Origin of the sequence: Rhizobium sp. 9140, from assembly GCF_900067135.1 — a bacterium.
Taxonomy (GTDB): domain Bacteria; phylum Pseudomonadota; class Alphaproteobacteria; order Rhizobiales; family Rhizobiaceae; genus Ferranicluibacter.
On sequence record NZ_FJUR01000001.1, the window covers coordinates 1,557,549 to 1,575,362 of the forward strand.

Annotated in this window: 14 protein-coding genes and 1 riboswitch; of the genes, 5 read left to right on the forward strand and 9 right to left on the reverse strand. The window is 63.9% G+C overall.

From position 1 onward, the window contains the following. Window positions 1-89: 89 nt before the first annotated feature. The 3 genes from purD to GA0004734_RS07250 all read right to left on the reverse strand — a co-directional run bounded on the left by purD (window position 90) and on the right by GA0004734_RS07250 (window position 4,967). Window positions 90-1,358 (reverse strand): phosphoribosylamine--glycine ligase, encoded by a 1,269-nt coding sequence (gene purD, locus GA0004734_RS07240; protein ID WP_092932471.1) that lies wholly within the window; start codon window positions 1,356-1,358, stop codon window positions 90-92. Between the two features lie 172 nt (window positions 1,359-1,530). After that, entirely contained in the window at window positions 1,531-3,927 is a 2,397-nt protein-coding gene (locus GA0004734_RS07245) for a putative bifunctional diguanylate cyclase/phosphodiesterase (RefSeq protein WP_092932473.1), read from the reverse strand. Beyond that, complete coding sequence (locus GA0004734_RS07250; RefSeq protein ID WP_092932475.1) at window positions 3,924-4,967, reverse strand: polyamine ABC transporter substrate-binding protein; 1,044 nt, start codon at window positions 4,965-4,967, stop codon at window positions 3,924-3,926. The genes GA0004734_RS07245 and GA0004734_RS07250 overlap by 4 nt, the downstream gene beginning before the upstream one ends. 253 nt (window positions 4,968-5,220) lie before the next feature. Here GA0004734_RS07250 and GA0004734_RS07255 point away from each other — a divergent pair, with 253 nt between their 5' ends. Beyond that, window positions 5,221-5,649 (forward strand): CopD family protein, encoded by a 429-nt coding sequence (locus GA0004734_RS07255; RefSeq protein WP_175386242.1) that lies wholly within the window; start codon window positions 5,221-5,223, stop codon window positions 5,647-5,649. A gap of 98 nt (window positions 5,650-5,747) precedes the next feature. Then, complete coding sequence (ubiA, locus tag GA0004734_RS07260) at window positions 5,748-6,707, forward strand: 4-hydroxybenzoate octaprenyltransferase (protein WP_092932479.1); 960 nt, start codon at window positions 5,748-5,750, stop codon at window positions 6,705-6,707. 261 nt (window positions 6,708-6,968) lie between these two features. Here the strand turns inward: ubiA and GA0004734_RS25890 are convergent, their stop codons facing one another. Further along, complete coding sequence (locus GA0004734_RS25890; RefSeq protein ID WP_175386244.1) at window positions 6,969-7,136, reverse strand: hypothetical protein; 168 nt, start codon at window positions 7,134-7,136, stop codon at window positions 6,969-6,971. Between the two features lie 147 nt (window positions 7,137-7,283). After that, on the reverse strand, window positions 7,284-7,850 hold the full coding sequence (locus GA0004734_RS07265; RefSeq protein ID WP_092932480.1) for a DUF6101 family protein: 567 nt from the start codon (window positions 7,848-7,850) through the stop codon (window positions 7,284-7,286). A gap of 333 nt (window positions 7,851-8,183) precedes the next feature. Here GA0004734_RS07265 and GA0004734_RS07270 point away from each other — a divergent pair, with 333 nt between their 5' ends. Next, the gene (locus tag GA0004734_RS07270; RefSeq protein ID WP_245292361.1) at window positions 8,184-10,643 is read left to right on the forward strand and encodes a DUF1217 domain-containing protein; all 2,460 of its coding nucleotides are present in this window, start codon (window positions 8,184-8,186) and stop codon (window positions 10,641-10,643) included. Window positions 10,644-10,664: 21 nt separating this feature from the next. Here the strand turns inward: GA0004734_RS07270 and GA0004734_RS07275 are convergent, their stop codons facing one another. The 3 genes from GA0004734_RS07275 to GA0004734_RS07285 all read right to left on the reverse strand — a co-directional run bounded on the left by GA0004734_RS07275 (window position 10,665) and on the right by GA0004734_RS07285 (window position 13,754). Continuing rightward, window positions 10,665-12,098 carry an FAD-binding oxidoreductase gene (locus GA0004734_RS07275; protein ID WP_092932484.1) on the reverse strand — a complete coding sequence of 478 codons (1,434 nt, stop codon included), beginning with the start codon at window positions 12,096-12,098 and terminating at the stop codon, window positions 10,665-10,667. A gap of 24 nt (window positions 12,099-12,122) precedes the next feature. Further along, window positions 12,123-13,094 carry an L-threonylcarbamoyladenylate synthase gene (locus GA0004734_RS07280; protein ID WP_092932486.1) on the reverse strand — a complete coding sequence of 324 codons (972 nt, stop codon included), beginning with the start codon at window positions 13,092-13,094 and terminating at the stop codon, window positions 12,123-12,125. Between the two features lie 66 nt (window positions 13,095-13,160). Then, window positions 13,161-13,754, reverse strand: coding sequence for a DUF6656 family protein (locus tag GA0004734_RS07285; RefSeq protein ID WP_092936028.1), 594 nt, complete (start codon window positions 13,752-13,754; stop codon window positions 13,161-13,163). Between the two features lie 308 nt (window positions 13,755-14,062). After that, window positions 14,063-14,241: riboswitch (cobalamin riboswitch) on the forward strand. Between the two features lie 58 nt (window positions 14,242-14,299). Between GA0004734_RS07285 and GA0004734_RS07290 the strand changes: the two genes are divergently transcribed. Together GA0004734_RS07290 and GA0004734_RS07295 are read left to right on the forward strand one after the other, a co-directional pair. Next, entirely contained in the window at window positions 14,300-15,544 is a 1,245-nt protein-coding gene (locus GA0004734_RS07290; protein ID WP_092932490.1) for an aromatic ring-hydroxylating oxygenase subunit alpha, read from the forward strand. 16 nt (window positions 15,545-15,560) lie between these two features. Next, window positions 15,561-16,679, forward strand: coding sequence for a hybrid-cluster NAD(P)-dependent oxidoreductase (locus GA0004734_RS07295; RefSeq protein ID WP_092932492.1), 1,119 nt, complete (start codon window positions 15,561-15,563; stop codon window positions 16,677-16,679). 77 nt (window positions 16,680-16,756) lie between these two features. On the opposite strand, the gene GA0004734_RS07300 is transcribed toward GA0004734_RS07295, so the two are convergent. After that, the gene (locus tag GA0004734_RS07300) at window positions 16,757-17,806 is read right to left on the reverse strand and encodes a glycoside hydrolase family 25 protein (RefSeq protein ID WP_092932494.1); all 1,050 of its coding nucleotides are present in this window, start codon (window positions 17,804-17,806) and stop codon (window positions 16,757-16,759) included. Window positions 17,807-17,814 lie beyond the last annotated feature (8 nt).

Below are 17,814 nucleotides of genomic sequence, written 5' to 3' on the forward strand. Positions count from 1 at the left end.
CCACAGGTTTGGGAGCACACTACCGGCCGGCCGTTACGGACCCGTCAGGAGAATTGGTAAAGTTTGAATGAACCGCGCGAAAGCGCATGTCAGACGTTGCGACCGATCGCGCGCCAGCCGATGTCGCGCCGGCAGAAGCCGTTCTCCCACGAAACCTTGTCCACGGCCGCGTAAGCCGCGTCGCGGGCAGCCTCCACTGTGTCGCCGATGGCGGTGACGTTGAGGACGCGTCCGCCGGTCGCAACCAAGGCACCGTTCTTCAGCGCGGTGCCCGCGTGAAACACCTTCATCGCGGCGTCTTCCGCGGGGAGAGCCATGATGGGCGTGCCCTTGTCATAGGCCGCGGGATATCCCTTGGAGGCCATCACCACGCTCAGCGCCGTCTCGTCGCGCCATTCGGCCTCGAGGCCCGCCAGCCCGCCGGTGGCCGAAGCCAGCAGCAGCGGCAGTAGGTCGCTCTTCAGCCGCATCATCAGCACCTGGCATTCGGGATCGCCGAAGCGCACATTGTATTCGATCAGCTCCGGGCCTTTTTCGGTGATCATCAGCCCGGCGAAGAGCACACCTTCGAAGGGATGGCCGCTCTCGGCCATGCCGGCAAGCGTCGGCGCGATGATCTCGCGCATCGTGCGCTCGACCATTTCGGCGCTCATCACGGGGGCGGGGGAGTAGGCGCCCATGCCGCCCGTGTTCGGGCCGGTATCGCCTTCGCCGACGCGCTTGTGGTCCTGCGCCGAGCCGAGCGGCAGCGCGTTGGTTCCGTCGCAGAGGCAGAAGAAGCTCGCTTCCTCGCCATCGAGAAACGCCTCGACCACGACTTCGGCACCGGCCGTGCCGAACGCGCCGGAGAAGCAGTCCTCGACGGCGGCAACGGCCTCTTCGACGGTCATGGCGACGGTCACGCCCTTGCCGGCTGCAAGCCCGTCGGCCTTGATGACGATCGGCGCGCCCTGCGCATGGATATAGGCGATTGCCGCGGCCGCGTCCGTGAACCGGCGATAGGCACCGGTCGGAATGCCGTAGCGGGCGCAGATATCCTTGGTGAAGCCTTTTGAGCCCTCAAGCTGGGCTGCCGCCTGGGAGGGGCCGAAGACGAGGATGTTTTCAGCCCGCAGCATGTCGGCAAGGCCCGCGACCAGCGGCGCCTCGGGGCCGACGACGACGAAGTCGATGCCGGCGCTGAGGCAGAAGGACAGGACCGCCTCGTGGTTTTCGACGTCGATCTCGATCAGCGTCGCAACGTCCGCGATGCCGGGATTGCCGGGCGCGGCGAAAAGTTGGGTGAGGCGAGGTGACTGGGCCAGTTTCCAAGCCAGGGCATGTTCACGCCCGCCCGAACCGATCAGCAATACCTTCATCGTGTCTCGTCCTTGAAACAATGGGGGAAGCAACCCTCGTCCTTGAAACAATGGGCGGAAGCAACCGTGCTGTTGCGGTTAAGGCGGCGCTCCTCCCGGGTCAAGGAAAAATGCCCGCTATCCCGTACCGCCACGGCGGCCCCGGGATGTCACGCCCCGGATGTCGGCGTCTTTACAGCAGCCGCCGCGTCCCCTGCTTGCGCGGGCCGATCATCGTCGCATGCTCGTCATGCGGCATCAGTGCCGTCTCGCCCAGCCGGTGCAGCGCCCAGATGCCAAGTTCGTCCAGCGCCAGCGGCTTGGAGATGAGGTAGCCCTGGAAGAAGTCGCAGCCCGCATGGGTGAGGCATGCGACTTTCCGCTCATTATCGACGCCTTCGCCGATAACCGCCATGCCGCGCGCGTGGCAGAGCGCGATCAGCGCCGTCAGGGCGGGCGAGAGATCCGGCGTCGCCATGGTCTCTACGATGGCCCGGTCGAGCTTGATCGTGTCGGCGGTATATTCGATGATCTGCTGCACGGAGGTATAGCCCGCCCCGAAGTCGTCGATGGAAATGCGAAAACCTCGACTGCGCAGGGCTTCGATATTGCGATGCAGCTGGTCGCCGAGCTTCACGGCATAGGTTTCGGTCAGCTCGATCTCGATCCGATCCGGCGCAATGCCGTAACGGGCGGCTTCCCGCGAGAAATGATCGCCGATGCTGCGGGAGTGCAACTCGGCAGAAGAGATGTTGATAGCCAGCACCGCCTGTGGCCCGAACATGTCGCGGATCTTGCCGTAGTCGGCCATGGCGCGGGAGACGACCCACCAGTCGATCTTGGTGAACTGGCCGGAGCTTTCCGCAATCGGCACGAACTCGTCCGGCGTCACCCGGCCGAGCGTCGGGGACGTCCAGCGCAGAAGCGCCTCGCAGCCGGTGACGGCGCCTGCCTGATCGACAATCGGCATGTAGACAAGGTGGAACTGCTCGTCCGGGTCGAGCACGCGCAGCTCTTCCTGAATCTGGCGAACCCGGTCGCGCTTGTCCTGCAGGTTGCGCGAGAAGCGCGAGGACTGGTTCTTGCCGCTGGTCTTGGCCTGGTACATCGCCGCGTCGGCATTGGAAATCAGGGCCGCGACGCTGTCCGCATCGCGCGGGCAGAGGGCGACGCCGATGCTGGCCGTCACGGGGTAGATCTTGCCCTGAACCTCGAAGCCATGCGTGAACAGCGCAAGGATCGCGTCGCACGCTTCCCGGATTGCGCCGGCGCCCGGTTCCGCCTGGATGAGCACGGCGAACTCGTCGCCCGACAGGCGCGCGAGCATGGGCTCCGGCAGACCGCGCTGCTGCATGATGGGTGCCACGGCATCGCGCACCCGCGTTGCAAAGACGCGCAGCAGCTCGTCGCCGACCTCGTGCCCATGCTTGTCGTTGACGAACTTGAAGTGGTCGATGTCGATGAACAGCAGGGCGGCGCTGCCACGGCCGGCGACGGCCTCCTGCACGATCCGCCCGGCCAGCACGTTGAACCGGCTGCGGTTCTGCATGCCGGTCAGCGCGTCGGTCCAGGACGCTTCCTGCACGCGGCGGAGCGCGCTCGACGACTGGTCATGCAGTTTCTTGATATTGCCGGTCAGCCGCCCGATCTCGCCATCGCCGCCGGCCTCGACGATATGCTCGCTCCGCTCGTCCATGACGGCGGTGACCTGGTGGTCGAGGGCGGCGATGGGATCGGTGATGAAGCGGCGGATGAGGGTGATCATCAGGCCGATGGAAATCAGGCTCATGCCGATGGTGCCGACGCCCAGCACCAGTGTCAGCTGCCAGAGCGCCGCCGACGCATAGGCCTGGGGAACGCGCAGCGTCAGATGCAGCGCCGGGATCAGTTCGACGGAGGCCGAGAGTTCGCCCGGTGCCGCCGTCTTCGGCGCTTCGCTCGTGAACTGAGGTGCGGTGGCATACTCGCGTTGCAGCGACTGGACCATCGCCAGAAACTGGTCCGGCTGGACGGCGACCTGGACGAGGAGCGCCCGGTCCTTGTTGCTCGGCAGCGCGCGGCTGAAGGTGGTCGGGTCGATGAACTCGGAATAGACGATGAGCGGTCGGCTGGTGCCCTCGTTCAGGTAGGTCCAGTTTCGCAGGCGCTCGCCTTTGAACAGCGTCCGCGCCAGCGTCATCTGCGCCGGGCTGATCTCGGCGAACGGATCGTCGCTGTTCTCGAAGTAATAGCCGATCGAGGAATCCGGCTGAAGGATCGAGAACGAGACATAGGCTCGCATATCGTCCGACAGCATGCGGATGGATTCCTGAATGCGCAGCGACAGCGCATTGTTGCGATAGCTGGCATCCGGCTCGGACATGAACAGCCGGAGGGCATTGCCTTCCAGAAGAGAGTAGAGAAAGCTGCGGCTCTGGTTGGCATCGGCGCGGAACAGCGCCTCGGCATGGTCGAGTTGCTGGAAGATCCGCGCCCGTTCGAGCGACAGCAGGGCCTTGCTTTCCACGACGTAGACGAGGCAGGCCGCCAGAAGATACCCGGCAAGCACGATGGGAAAGATCAGGAAGACTGCGCGCTTGCCGAGGGTCACTGGAAATTCGCCATCGCGCTGATAATCCGTCGTCGCGTCTGGATCGAGGAAACCGAAAGCTCGGTCTGGTACTGGCTCTTTTCCATAATGTCGGCGGGCGTATAGATGGCGGGATCGTTCTTCATCGCCTCGGGAATGAGCGCAAGCGCCGCGGTGCTGGCCGTGGGCATGCCGAGCGTCTGCGCGTTTCTGGCGGCGCTCTGGGCGGAGAGGATGTGGTCGACCAGCTTCATCGCCTGCGCCTTGCGCGGCGAGGCCGCGGTGACGGCCAGGCAGTCGAGCCAGGACAGCGTGCCCTCCTGCGGTACGGCATAGCGCCAGAGACCGGGCGTGCCCGCCTTCTCGTTCAGCACCTTCTGATCGCCGCTATAGGCCAGCGCCATGTAGATGTCGCGCCCGTAGTCCGGATTGTCGATGGAGGTGATGACGTAGGTGTAGGTCAGTACGAACGGCGCCTGTCCCTTCATCAGTTCGAAGGCCTGCTTCAGCGTGTCGCTGTCATTGGCATTGATCGATTTGCCGAGCAGGATCAGCGGCGCGATGAACGCCTCGTTGTGGTCGTCATACATGGCGATGTGCTTTTTCAGCGCAGATGCCGGTTGCATGAGATCCTTCCAGGAGGTCGGTGTGGTTGTTACCTTGTCGGAACGATAAACGATCCCCATGGTTCCCCAGAGGTAGGGCGCGCCGTATCCGGCGCAGCGCGATGTCCACCGGGTTGCATAATCCTTCAGCGACGGCACGGTGTCCGTGGTGAGAGGCGCGAGGATGCCGCGCTTGCCGAACAGCGCGCTGCCGTTCTCGCCGACCACGCTCAGGTCGATATTGCTGTTGGGGTCGGCAAGGATCTCGTCGCGGGCGTCGCCGCTATCGAAGTAGATCTGTCGCACGTTTACGCCGGTCGAGGCCGTCCAGTCATCGAGAATGGCCTGATCGATATAGGCTTCCCAGATCAGAAGGTTCAGCGTTTCCGCCCGCGCCAGTGTCGTGCAGCTGAAAAGCCCCAGCAAAAGCGCCGTCGCCGCAAGTCCCTGTCGCATCCGGCTTCCTTTCCATCGTCGTGCGGGAGAATAGACTGTAAAACTTGCTGAAACTTTACGGCCCTTTACCCGATGTGAAGCCTTTAAAGTGTCTCTCCGTCCTTACGAAAAGACCTTGCGGAAGACGTCCATCCTCGGGCACGGTATGGATGATACCGGGTGCCCGCGGCCGTTGCCGACGCATCATACTGACACATTGCACACGGCCGTCCAACCGTTCCGGGTCGAAGATGGCGGCATAGGAGACATCGTCTTGAGTTATCTTCTGATCAAATCCCTCCACGTCGCCACCATGGTTGCCTGGATGGGCGGCATGGTTCTCCTGTCGGCGATCCATCTCTGGCTGGCGCGGGCGCAGTGTCCGCGCACCGACCGCGAGACCGCGGTCATCACAGCCGTCCGTCGATGGGACGGGCGCGTGACCTCGCCGGCCATGGGCCTGACCTGGCTGTTCGGCCTCATCGCGGCCTGGCAGGGTGCATGGTTCACGGCGCCGTGGCTGCATGCAAAGCTGCTGCTGGTCGTCCTTCTCTCGGCGCTGCATGGCATGCTCTCCGGCGCGCTGCGCCGCACCGCCGCCGATCCCGGCCGCCTGCCGCCGGCCTTTGCCCGACATGCCGGCACCATCGTCCTCGCGACCATGCTGGTCATCGTTCTCCTCGTCGTCATCAAGCCCTTCTGACCTCCCGGTCAAGCCGGTTTGATCGGTCCGATCAAGCGGCTTGACCGGCGTGATCAAGCGGCTTGACCGGCCGGGGACGAGACGGCAAACAGGACGGCATGAACACACTGCCTTCCGATAGCGGGCGCGTCTTCGATGCGCCATCGACCAACTGGGTCTACCGCATCCTGCCGCGGCCGCTTTGGCCCTATGCGCAGCTTGCCCGGTGGGACCGGCCGATCGGCTGGCAACTCTTGATGTGGCCCTGCTTCTGGTCGGCAGCACTGGCGGCCAATGCGGCCGCTTTGGATGGCACGGCCTCGGTCGGGCGCCTCGTCCTGCATCTCGCTTTGTTTCTCATCGGGTCGATCGCCATGCGCGGTGCCGGCTGCACCTATAATGACATCGTCGACGAGACGATCGACATGGCCGTCGCCCGCACGCGCTCGCGCCCCCTGCCGTCCGGCCGGGTGTCGCGCCGCAATGCCAAGCTCTTCATGGGTTTGCAGGCACTGGTCGGCCTCGTGGTGCTGTTGCAGTTCAACGGCTTCTCGATCGTGCTCGGCATCCTCTCGCTCGGCTTCGTCGCCATCTACCCCTTTGCCAAGCGCTTCACCGACTGGCCCCAGTTCTTTCTCGGCATGGCCTTTTCATGGGGTGCGGTCATGGGCTGGGCAGCGGAGTTCGGCAACCTCTCGGCTGCACCCGTGGTGCTCTACCTCGCCGCCATCGCCTGGACGGTCGGCTACGATACGATCTATGCCTATCAGGACCGCGAGGACGACGAACTCGTCGGCGTCCGCTCGACCGCGCGCCGCTTTGGAGAGCGCCCCAAACCCTGGCTGGTCGCACTCTACGGCCTCACCATTGTCCTACTCGGCCTCGCTTTCGCGCTCGCCGGCGCGGGTGCACTCGCCTACCTGGCACTTGCCGCCGCCGCCATCATGCTCTTCTACCAGATCCTCGTCCTCGACATCCACGATGCTCAGCAATGCCTGACCCTCTTCCGTTTCAACGGCATGGTCGGGTTGATCGTGTTTGCAGGACTGGCGGCGGCGTTTCTCGTTCGGCTGGTTTAGGGGGCATTTTTCGCAGAAGTGGTGTGGGTTTGCTTGGTCTAAAAGGAAGACCCTCTCTGCCCTGCCGGGCATCTCCCCCACAAGGGGGGAGAAGACTCGGGGCAACCGCTCGCTTCATAAGAAACGTTCAAGATTAGAGCTCAGGGCGTCCCACGAGTCCTCTCCCCCCTTGTGGGGGAGATGCCCGGCAGGGCAGAGAGGGCCTTTTTCCTAGCCCAAACTACCGCCGGACCCGCACCCACACCCGCAAAAAATACCCGTTCAGGCAGCCGGCCAGTCGTTGGTCGGATCGGGCACGACCTCGTCCTCACCATCATCGCTATCGACCCGGTTCTGGTCCGCGTCTTTCAGCAACCGATCGCGCTCGGCCTCCGTCTTCGGGGTTGTCGAGGCGGCATCGTCTTTCGTCGTCGGCTCGTCCGCTGTCATGGCATTCTCCTTGATGGTTTCGCGAAAACAACAGGAACGGCGCCATGATTGTTCCTCTGCAAACCCCACGAACCAAGCTATCTCCACAAACAAAAAGCCGGCCGCAGGGACGACCGACTTTTTGCACTGGAGGAGAGATAGGAGAGATCAGCGACGGGCGATGATCTCGGAACCGTCGATCTTCATCATCACGCCGAGGCTGCCGGTTGTGCGGCGCATCAGGAAGCGCGGGCGGCGCTTGGCGTGTAGCGAATGGCGGCGGCGGGGAACGATCGCGTGGGTCTTCACATCGCCGAGATGGTTGTCGAGCGGCCGGGCGACCCCGTCGGCTTCCACCATCAGCATCGGAATGCGATAGGCTTCCGACCAGGCGCGCCAGTCGGCGGCGATGTCGGAGAGGTCGTGTGCGACGAGAAGGGGCACGCACAGGTCCGGATCGTCATGGTGCAGTTCCAGCGTCACCGTCACCTCGCCATCGCCATGGTCGATGGCACGGGCGGCAACGCCCTTGAAGGCCCGCGCCGGCAGCGCGATGGACAGCGGCAGGCCGCTTGACGGCAAAACCTTACGCATCACGGCGCCGCGCTCGTCGAGGCTGATCGTCACATTGCTCCGGGCGCCCGGCAGCGCAAAGCTGGCATGTTGCGGGAAACGCTTCGGATCGAGCCGCAGTTCGGTATCGACCCATGCAGGTTGAGAAACGGTTTTCAGCATGTCATTTCGCCCTTGTTTTACCCTTGAGAGCCGGTTTCCGGTCTTTTCTCATCGAGACGTTTTCGTCTTCTATGGAGGTCAACATAGGCGGCGGCTGTTTGAGACCGCTTAAAATTCGCGGTTAAAAAACTTTGCATTCCCCGATGGTTAGCAAAAGCCGACGCATTACGGTTTAGAACACGTCAACGCGCAGCCTCGCATTCTCCGCAAAAAGCCTCGCGCAAGCAGCAGCGGTCATGGTGAAGCGACATGGCCGCAGCTTGCCGGCGCGTGCCCTTCGGCGCGTGCGCGCGGCGGCGGCAAGCAGCAGACGTCAAGGCAACGGGGCGGCAAATGGCATCGACCTATCTCGACTATAATCTCGTCGTTCGAGACATGAAGGAGAGCATCAATCGCATCTCCCAGCAGAAGATGGTCGAGCGCGATACCCAGTATTACAAGGAGAACATCGGCAAGGTCACGACCGTCGATGCCTTCCTCGACGACTACCGGCTCTATTCCTACGCCATGAAGGCCCACGGCCTCGAGGACATGACCTACGCCAAGGCGTTCATGCGCAAGGTGCTGGAAAGCGACCTCAACGACGATGCCAGCTATGCCAACAAGCTGAGCGACGATCGCTATCGCAATTTCGCGATGGCCTTCAGCTTCGACAAGTCGACCACCGTGGCACAGACCGGGGCGCAGGAAGATGCGCTGATCGGTCTCTACAACGCCAATATCGCCAATGCCGACAGCGCGATGAACACGGAGGTGAACTATTTCAACGCAATGACCGCGGGCGGCAATATCCAGACCGTCGATCAGTTCCTGCAGAACGAGCGTTTGCGCGACTATGCCTTCCCGCTTTTCGGGCTGAAGCCCGACAGTTTCGATTTCACGCAGGTGCGCCAGGCCCTGACGAGCGACATCAGCGACCCCGCGAGCTACGTCAATACGCTGCAACAGACCGCCGCCGACGCGCTGTCCGTTCGCGGAGCCGAGATCCGGGCGACGCTCGTGAAATACGACGAGCGCTCCAGCGCGTCCGCGCAGATCGCGTCGCTGACCGCGAGCCTGTCGCAGCCCGGCGCCGACCAGCCGGCCATCCAGGCGAAGATCAATGAACAGCAGGCGATCTACGATGCCCGCAACGCTGAACTGCCGCCCTTTTCCCAGACGGCGGCCAACGTCTCGGCGCTCTCGTCGGAATATGCGCAGCTGGACTATGCGGGCACCCTAGCCATCAATCTGAAGGCCATGGCAACGGCCTTCAAATTCAACGCCGACGGCACCGCACCGTCCGCGACCCCCCTTGTGGGTGATGCCGACAAGGCCTCGATGCGTGAGCTTTACTTCGCTTCCGCACCGCGCCTCACGGGCACCGGGGCGCTGATCAACACGGATTATTTCGAGGCGCACGTCAACGATTTCACGACCGCGACGGACCTGCTTGCCGACAGCCGCATGCGTTCCTTCATCATCACCGCCTACGGCATTCCGCGCGGAACGGGTTCGAGCGTGCTCAACGCCATCATCACCAGCGACCTCAACGATCCCGCGAGCTATGCCAATACGACAGGGGCGGAAAACAACGCCGCCTACAAGGCGCTGGCTGCCGGCTTCAACTTCAAGCCGGATGGAACGCTGGCGGCCGGCGACGCACCCCAGACGGCGGCGCAGAAAAGTGCGGCCTCGGCAAACTACATGAACCGCTACAACGATGCGGCGGATGCGACGGACGAATCCCTGATCTCCGCCTACAAGACGCTGATCGGCACGATCACCACCGTCGATGCGCTGCTGAGCAACCCGAAGGGCGTGCAGGTCGCGCTCTCGGCTTTCGGACTGGAGAACGAAGGCAAGACCGCGCGCGAGCTGCGCAGGATCCTGACCAGCGACGTGAACGACCCGAAGAGCTACGTCAACACGCTGAAGGACGACCGTTACGTCCAACTGACCAACGCCTTCAACTTCAAGGCCGACGGCAAGGTCGGTGCGCCGAAGCTTGCGCAGTCGGAGTCCGAAATCCTGCAGATCTCCAAGGCCTATGTGGTGGCCAAGAGCCAGTTCGGCACGGAGAAGGACAAGACCGACGCGACGACCGAGGCCAAATACTACGCCGCGCAGATGGAGAAGGTCAAAACGCTCGACGATCTCCTGAAAGATCCGCGCATGACGAATTTCATCCTGATCGCAACCGGCATCGATCCGACGACGGTGAAGAAGGACGAGCTGAAGAAGGTCTTCACATCGGATGTGTCCGACCCGAAGAGCTTCATCAACACGGAGGCCGATCCGCGCTACCAAGCGCTCGTCGCCTCCTTCAACTTCGATGCGACCGGCAAGACGGTGCGCCCGCCGGAAAACCAGATCCAGACACGCCGCGGTCTTCTGGAAACGCAGGATCTCTACTTTAACCAGACGCTCGAGGAGCAGAAGGGCGAGGACAATGCCGGCGTCCGTCTCGCGCTCTACTTCCGCCGCATGGCGCCCGGTATCGGCTCCACCTTCGACATCCTCGCCGACAATGCCCTGATGCAGGTGGTGCGGACGGCCTACAGCATCCCCGAAGAGATGAGCAGTGCCAACGTCGATGTCCAGTCGGAATACATCAAGCGCGTCCTGGACGTGAAGGATCTGCGCGATCCGGAAAAGCTCGAAAAGCTGATGAAGCGTTTTACCGCACTCTATGATGTCGAGAACAACACGGACACGTCTCCGGCGCTGGCGATCTTTAACTCGACGGCCGGAAGCGGCGGCATCAGCAGCGAATCGCTGCTCGCCATCTCGCAATTGCGTATGGGTGGCTGAGGACGACGGCCGCCGCGGGCTCTATCGCTTGATCTGCAACACTTTGTCCGGGTTCATGATTCCGGCCGGGTCGAAGGCATGCTTGATCCGCTGCATCAGGTCGATCTCGATGCCGTGGCGCACCTCCGCCAGCTCGTCGCGCTTCAACTGGCCGATGCCATGCTCGGCGGAGATCGAGCCGCCATGGGCCAGCACAATGCCGTGCACGATCGCGTTCATCTCCCGCCAGCGTTCGAGGAATGCCTGCTTGTCGGCACCGACGGGCTGGGAAATATTGTAGTGGATGTTGCCGTCGCCCATATGGCCGAAGGAGCAGATCCGCGCGCCGGGGATCGCCGCCATCACGGCCGCATCGGCCTCTGCCATGAAGGCGGGAATGCTGGCGATCGGCACCGAAACATCATGCTTGATCGACCCGCCTTCCGGCCGCTGCGCCAGCGACAGGCTCTCGCGCATGTGCCAGAGCGCCTTTCGCTGCGCCTCGCTGGAGGCGACGATGGCATCGTCCACGAGCCCGTTCTCGATAGCGCCGGAGAGCAGCGCCTCCATCGTGCGCCCCGCACTTTCCGCGCTGTCGGCGCTGGAAATATCGATCAGCACGTACCAGGGATGCACCGTCGCCATCGGGTCCGTGACGCCGGGAATGTTGCGCACCGAGAAATCGATGCCGATGCGCGGCATCAGCTCGAACCCGGTCAGCGTCTGCCCGCAGAGCGTGGACGCCCGTTCGAACAGCGCCAGCGCATCCTCGACTGTGCGAAGGCCTGCAAGCGCCACCTCGTGGCCGAGCGGCTTGGGAAACAGCCGCAGCACGGCACCGGTGATGACGCCGAGCGTTCCCTCCGCGCCGATGAAGAGATCGCGCAGATCATAGCCGGTATTGTCCTTCTTGAGGCGGCGCAGCCCGTCCCAGATCTCGCCGGTCGGCAGCACCACTTCGAGGCCGAGGCACAGCTGGCGCATGTTGCCATAGGCGAGCACGGCCGTTCCCCCCGCATTGGTGGAGAGGTTGCCGCCGATCCGGCAGGAGCCTTCCGAGCCGAGCGACAGCGGAAACAGCCGGTCCACCCGGTCGGCTGCCATCTGGATATCGGCGAGAATGCAGCCGGCATCCGCCACGATGACATTGCCGACCGGATCGACGTCGCGAATGCGGTTCATCCGCTCCAGCGACAGGAGAATGTCGGCAGCACCCGTGCGGGGGATCTGCCCGGCGACATGGCCGGTATTGCCCGCCTGCGGCACGATGGCGACGCCGGTTTCGCTGGCAAGCTTAAGGGTCGCGGAGACCTCCGCCACGCTGCCGGGCTTCAAGACCGCCGGCGTCGTGCCGCGATAGAGCCCGCGGGTCTCCACCAGATAGCGATCCTGGACGGCAGACCCCACCTCCGCATGGCCGCCGACGAGATCGACGAAGCGCTGGACAAGATCGGGCGAGGGGACGGTGTTGGTCATGTCGATGCTCTCAGGATGGCAGTGTCAGCGGGGTGCCGCCGCGCGCTCCAGCCGGTCGCGGATGGCCTCGCCGAGGCCTTGGCTCGGAATGGCGGAAAAGGCGATCGTCCGGGCGCCCGTGGCGTCCGCCTGCTTCATATAGGAAAAGAGATTGGCGGCGGCTTCCCGCAGATTGCCGGACGGGCTGAGATCGAGCACGATCACCGCCGCCGCCTCGCCGGAAAGGGCCGTCCCCCCGAAGCGGATCAGGGCCTCCCCCGGCCGCACATCCGTCGCATCCAGACGCACGGCGGCACCCGGCGCATAATGCGAGGCGAGCATGCCCGGCGCCTCCAAAGTGGCACCCGCTGAATCCTGCCGCAAAAGCCGCTGACCGGCCACAGTCTCGATGTCGGCCGCGTCCAGCCCGCCGGGACGCAGCAGGCGAAGCCGCCCGTTCTCCACCTTGACGATGGTCGATTCGAGCCCGATGCCCGCCGGTCCGGCGTCAAGAATGAGGTCGATGGCGGAACCGAGATCGTCGGCCACATGCGCGGCCATCGTCGGGCTGATGCGCCCCGAGGTGTTGGCGCTGGGTGCCGCCAGCGGTTTGCCAAAGGCGGCGATGACCTCGCGCGCGAAGCCGGCCGGCATCCGCAGGCCGAGCGTGTCGAGCCCGGCCGTGGCCAGCGCATGCACGGTGGCTCCGGGCGCACGCGTCACCACCAGCGTCAGCGGCCCCGGCCAGAAGGCTTCCGCCAGACGGCGCGATACGGGATCGAACAGGCCGTGGCGCGCGGCCATCTCCATATCGGACACATGCGAAATCAGGGGGTTGAAACGCGGCCGGCCCTTGACCTCATAGATCGAGGCAATCGCATCGGCCCGCGTCGCATCGGCCGCAAGCCCGTAAACGGTCTCCGTCGGCAGCGCGATCGGCCGGCCCCGCGTGAGCACATCCACGGCGCGCTCCAGCGCCCGCACCCGGTCGAGGGTCGTCTCGATGATCTCTGCCATGCGTCTCGCGCTTCCGCCCATTGAGGCGGCAGTCTTAGTGCAAAACGATAACGGCTGCAAAGCGTCTCAGAGCGCGCGGATGATCGTGCGCAGGGCGTCGTTGCGGGCGCCCAGCATCAGCACGTTCTTCAAGGCCGTCTTCGGGTCCTGCGTGCGGAAGAGGAGGCCGCCGTCGCGAACGGTCCGGTTGATCACGAGCTTGCCCTGCTCGCGGTCGAGGTCCATCGCGACGGCGAAATACATGCGCGAATATCCGCGGCGGACATCGTCGAAGAAATGTTCGTCCTTGCCGATTTCGCAGAAGAAGTTGGCCATGTAGAACGACCAGCGGACATCGTCATAGTCCGCGAATTTGGTGCGCGCCGCCGTCACATGACAGTAGCCGAGATGCGGGCTGCCATCGAGCGTGCGGTGGAAGATCATCTTGGGAAAGCGGATAGACGCGTGGAAGCCGCTGATACGGTCGTAGGCGAGCGTGCCGGCGGCCTCAAGCTTGCGGCCCGTCCGTTCGGCCACTTCCTTGTGCGTCAGGTAGCGCTTTGCGGCGCGCGCCTCGGATGTCGCGCGGTTGATCCGGCCGGTGCGCAGGTAATCCGTGTACACGCCCCCGCGTGGTTCCTGGGGAGCCTTGGCATCATCGAAGTAGCGCAGGTTGGCCATGGTCTGGTCCAGCATGGATGATCTTCCTTTTGCATGGTCTTACGGGCCGGCCATGGCGCGAGGCTTGCGTCATCCGGCCATTCGCCTTGGGGCAGGCAGCAGGGGCGCACGCCTCGATGTCGCAAATGCGCACCCGGCAACGACGCATCGGCCTGACCGGGAAAGCGACATCTGCCGAAATGTCTCGCATCGTCTTGTTTATCTTGAAGGATCGACGCACGAAGTCGCAAAAATGGCCCGCAAATGCGCGTGTCGTCTTTCTCAAATCGCGTGTCGCTTCTTGGCCTCTGAAATCGGCCGGCGCGGCGTTAGAGTGAGAGGCTCAAGGCGCTGGTTTCAAAGGGATCCGGACACATTATTGGGAAGCCGGTCGGAACCGGGCGCTGCGCCCGCAACGGTGGTGGAGCATGAAGCCGGCGATCCTTGTCACGGATCGGCCTGGCCCAGCCCCTGAGCCCGGACACCTGTCTTGGCGACGATGTGACGGACTTTGATGTGAATGTCGTGGTGCGGCGGGTTGCCGGGTTTAAATAAGGAACGGGAACATGGATTTTCGCAGCGAAGTACTCCGCACGCTCCGGAACCGGCGCGAGACCCACAGCCTCGAGCAGGCATTCTACACGGATCCAGATCTCTACAAGCTCGACATGGAGGAGATCTGGTACAAGGACTGGCTGTTCATCGGCCATGACTGCGAGATCCCCAAGGCCGGAAATTACTTCACGGTCCAGATCGGCGACTATCCCGTCGTCGTCACCCGCGACCGCCAGGGCGCCATCCATGCCCTGCACAATGCCTGCCGCCACCGCGGTTCGCGCGTCTGCACGCAGGCCAAGGGTGCCTCGGCGCGGCTCGTCTGTCCCTATCACAACTGGACCTACGAACTGGACGGCAAGCTGATGTTCGCCCGTCAGATGGGCGAGGACTTCGACAAATCCGCACACGGCCTGAAGCCCGTCGCCTGCGAGACGATTGCCGGCTATATCTTCGTCAGCCTAGCGGCCGAGCCGCTGGATTTTGCGCCCGTGCGCGACATGGTCACGTCCTACCTCGCGCCGCACAATCTCAAGGACACGAAGGTCGCCTATGAGAGCACCATCGTGGAGAAGGGCAACTGGAAGCTCGTCTGGGAAAACAACCGCGAGTGCTATCACTGCGCCAGCAACCACCCGGAGCTTTGCCGCACCTATCCCGAAGCCCCTTCGGCCACCGGCGTTCAGGGTGCCAAGGATGATCCGGTCATTTTCGAGCACTGGAGTCGCTGCGAAGCCGCCGGCCTGCCGAGCGAATTCCGCATCGATCCGACGGGCCAGTTCCGCGTCGCGCGCATGCCGCTCATTCAGGATGCCGAGAGCTACACCATGTCCGGCGCCCGCGCCGTCAAGCGCCGCCTGTCCGACGCCGTGCCCCAGAGCCATATCGGCACGCTGCTGATGTTCCATTACCCGAGCACCTGGAACCATGTGCTCGCCGACCACGCCATCACGTTCCGCGTGCTGCCGCTCGGCCCCGAACTGACGCAGGTCACCACCAAATGGCTGGTCCACAAGGATGCCGTCGAGGGTGTCGATTACAATCTCGAGGAACTGACGCATGTCTGGACCGAGACCAACGATCAAGACCGCCAGATCGTAGAGGAAAACGCCTTCGGCATCCGCTCGCCGGCCTATGAGCCTGGTCCCTATTCCCCCGAGCACGAAGGCGGCGTCATGCAGTTCGTCGAATGGTACACGAAATTCATGCAGGAGCGCCTGACCGGCGTCCGCGCGCCGCTCGTGCGCGTGGCCTGACATGAGCCAAGGTCGCATGACAGTCGTATCGCCGTTCCGTCACTTCGACGAACTCCAGCCCTGGAACGATCGCCAGCACCTGCTCGAATGCATCGCGGTGACGCTCGAGGCGCCCGACGTCATGACCTTCGTGTTCAAGTCGGATCGCGACGGCTGGTTCCGCTACCTGCCGGGCCAGTTCGTCACGCTCGAAATCCCGGTGACGGCCGACGATCCGGTCATGCGGACCTATACGCTGTCCTCGACGCCTTCGCGCCCCTTCTCCATCGCCGTCACGGTGAAGGCGCAGGCGACCTCGATCGGCACACGCTGGATGTTCGAGAACCTGCGCCCGGGCATGACGCTGAAGGCGTTCGGCCCGCTCGGTGACTTCTCCTTCGTGCGCTATCCCGGCGAGAAGTACCTTTTCGTCTCAGCGGGTTCCGGCATCACGCCGATGATGTCGATGACGCGCTGGTTTTCCGATTGCGCGCCGCAGACCGATGTCGCCTTCGTCTCCTGCGCCCGCCGTCCGGACGATCTGCTGTTCCGCGCCGAACTGGAAACACTGGCTGCCGGCATGCCCAACCTGTCGCTTGGCTTCGTCGTTGAGGGTCACGAACCCCGCCATGGCTGGCACGGCCTGCGCGGTCGCATCGACGCTACCAAGGTGGCGCTGCTCGCGCCCGACTTCATGAGCCGCACGGTGTTCTGCTGCGGTCCTGAACCGTTCATGCGCGGCGTGCGCGAACTGCTGCAGGCATCCGGGTTCGACATGGCCCGCTACCACGAGGAAAGCTTCCAGCCCGCCGCAGCGCCGAATGTCGATGAACTCGCCGTTCGCGCCGGTGCGGGCGACGCTGCCGGCGAGGCCGATAGCGACCAGCCGATCGTCGCCCCCACCGTCATCTTCACCATGGCCGGCAAGGAAGCGAAATGCATCCCCGGCCAGACCGTGCTCCAGACCGCCCGCGCCGCCGGCGTGCGCATCGGCGCCGCCTGCGAAAGCGGTCTCTGCGGCACCTGCCGCGTCATGAAGATCTCCGGCGAGGTCGACATGAGCCACAATGGCGGCATCCTCGACGAGGACATCGAGGAAGGCTACATCCTCGCCTGCTGCTCGCGTCCGCTCACGGATGTGCAAATCGAGGCGTGAGCGGCGAGACGCCCTGATGCCTTCCCGGTTGTGGGGAAACCGCGCCTCCAGATAACGTGCCGCAGCTTGACAGCAGTCTAGCGCAAGGCGATCCGCGCGCCCCGAACGCTAATGGAGGAGGTCGTCATCGCGTCCACGCCGGTCGCTTGCGTTCCGATGCAGGCCGGGCGGGTGCCATCGGCTGAGACGAGCATAATGACCGGCGGGCCGAGGGTTGGTGCGGGCTCCGGCGGCAGCGGCTTTTCCGGCAGCAGTTCGCCCTTGGCCCATTCCACCTTCAGCCGCGCGGCATCCATCGGCGCCACGTTGACGTCGATATCGGGCAGGGTTCCACTGATGCGGTAGGGACAGCGGCGCTTGTTGCAGTTGGCGCCGGAGGAAAACTGCCAGAGCGCGTAGCTGTCCCAGTTGCCCATCGGGAAGACGTTGCGAATGCCCGGCTTGTAGCGGGCGTACCAGAGCGGCAGGCGCGAGAGGATCGGGTAAAGCGCGCGGTTGTCGGCGATGTGGCGAGCGGTGGAGTGGTTGGTGTAGAGCATCGGATACCGACCCGTGCGCGTCTTAATGTGTTGCGCGAAGATCTCGCCATCTTCGAGCGACATGAAATTGTCGGGGTCGATACCCTCGATGTCGAGCACCATCAATTCGTCGGCTGCGGGTTCGGCATAGTCGAGGAAGTGGTTGGCCTGCTCGATCGGGTTGCCGGGCCGCGCCAGGTGATAGGCACCCCACAACAGCCCGCTTGCCCGCGCCACCATGCGCCGGGTCTGGTAAAGCTCGCGGCTGACCGCATATTTCCGCCACATCGTCTTGCAGTGCGCGAACGTATCACCCTTGTGGTCGCCGGTGCAGGAGAAGCTCTCCGGCAGACCGTCGGAGGCTTTCGAGACGAAACCCGCGATCCGCTTGTCCTTCAGCATCTCCTGCCAGTCGACGATATTCAACTCATAGGCATCGATGACCAGCGCCGGCTCCGGCGTCTTCCAGGGCTCCAGATCGACGGCAAGGCCGGACTGCGGTGAGAACACGGCGCCCAGCGCCAGTAGAAGGCCTAGCGCCACGACCGAACCTCGCCCGAAAGGGGAGGGAGTAAGCGCGCCGGCAATGGTTCGGGCGATGTGTCGCATGCGCACAA

Coding starts and splice junctions, on each gene's coding strand:
- GA0004734_RS07275 (WP_092932484.1), bottom strand. CDS start 12,098: ATGACCAACACCGTCCCCTCGCCCGATCTTGTCCAGCGCTTCGTCGAT.
- purD (WP_092932471.1), bottom strand. CDS start 1,358: ATGAAGGTATTGCTGATCGGTTCGGGCGGGCGTGAACATGCCCTGGCT.
- GA0004734_RS07270 (WP_245292361.1), top strand. CDS start 8,184: ATGGCATCGACCTATCTCGACTATAATCTCGTCGTTCGAGACATGAAG.
- GA0004734_RS25890 (WP_175386244.1), bottom strand. CDS start 7,136: ATGACAGCGGACGAGCCGACGACGAAAGACGATGCCGCCTCGACAACC.
- ubiA (WP_092932479.1), top strand. CDS start 5,748: ATGAACACACTGCCTTCCGATAGCGGGCGCGTCTTCGATGCGCCATCG.
- GA0004734_RS07280 (WP_092932486.1), bottom strand. CDS start 13,094: ATGGCAGAGATCATCGAGACGACCCTCGACCGGGTGCGGGCGCTGGAG.
- GA0004734_RS07250 (WP_092932475.1), bottom strand. CDS start 4,967: ATGCGACAGGGACTTGCGGCGACGGCGCTTTTGCTGGGGCTTTTCAGC.
- GA0004734_RS07300 (WP_092932494.1), bottom strand. CDS start 17,806: ATGCGACACATCGCCCGAACCATTGCCGGCGCGCTTACTCCCTCCCCT.
- GA0004734_RS07265 (WP_092932480.1), bottom strand. CDS start 7,850: ATGCTGAAAACCGTTTCTCAACCTGCATGGGTCGATACCGAACTGCGG.
- GA0004734_RS07285 (WP_092936028.1), bottom strand. CDS start 13,754: ATGGCCAACCTGCGCTACTTCGATGATGCCAAGGCTCCCCAGGAACCA.
- GA0004734_RS07295 (WP_092932492.1), top strand. CDS start 15,561: ATGACAGTCGTATCGCCGTTCCGTCACTTCGACGAACTCCAGCCCTGG.
- GA0004734_RS07290 (WP_092932490.1), top strand. CDS start 14,300: ATGGATTTTCGCAGCGAAGTACTCCGCACGCTCCGGAACCGGCGCGAG.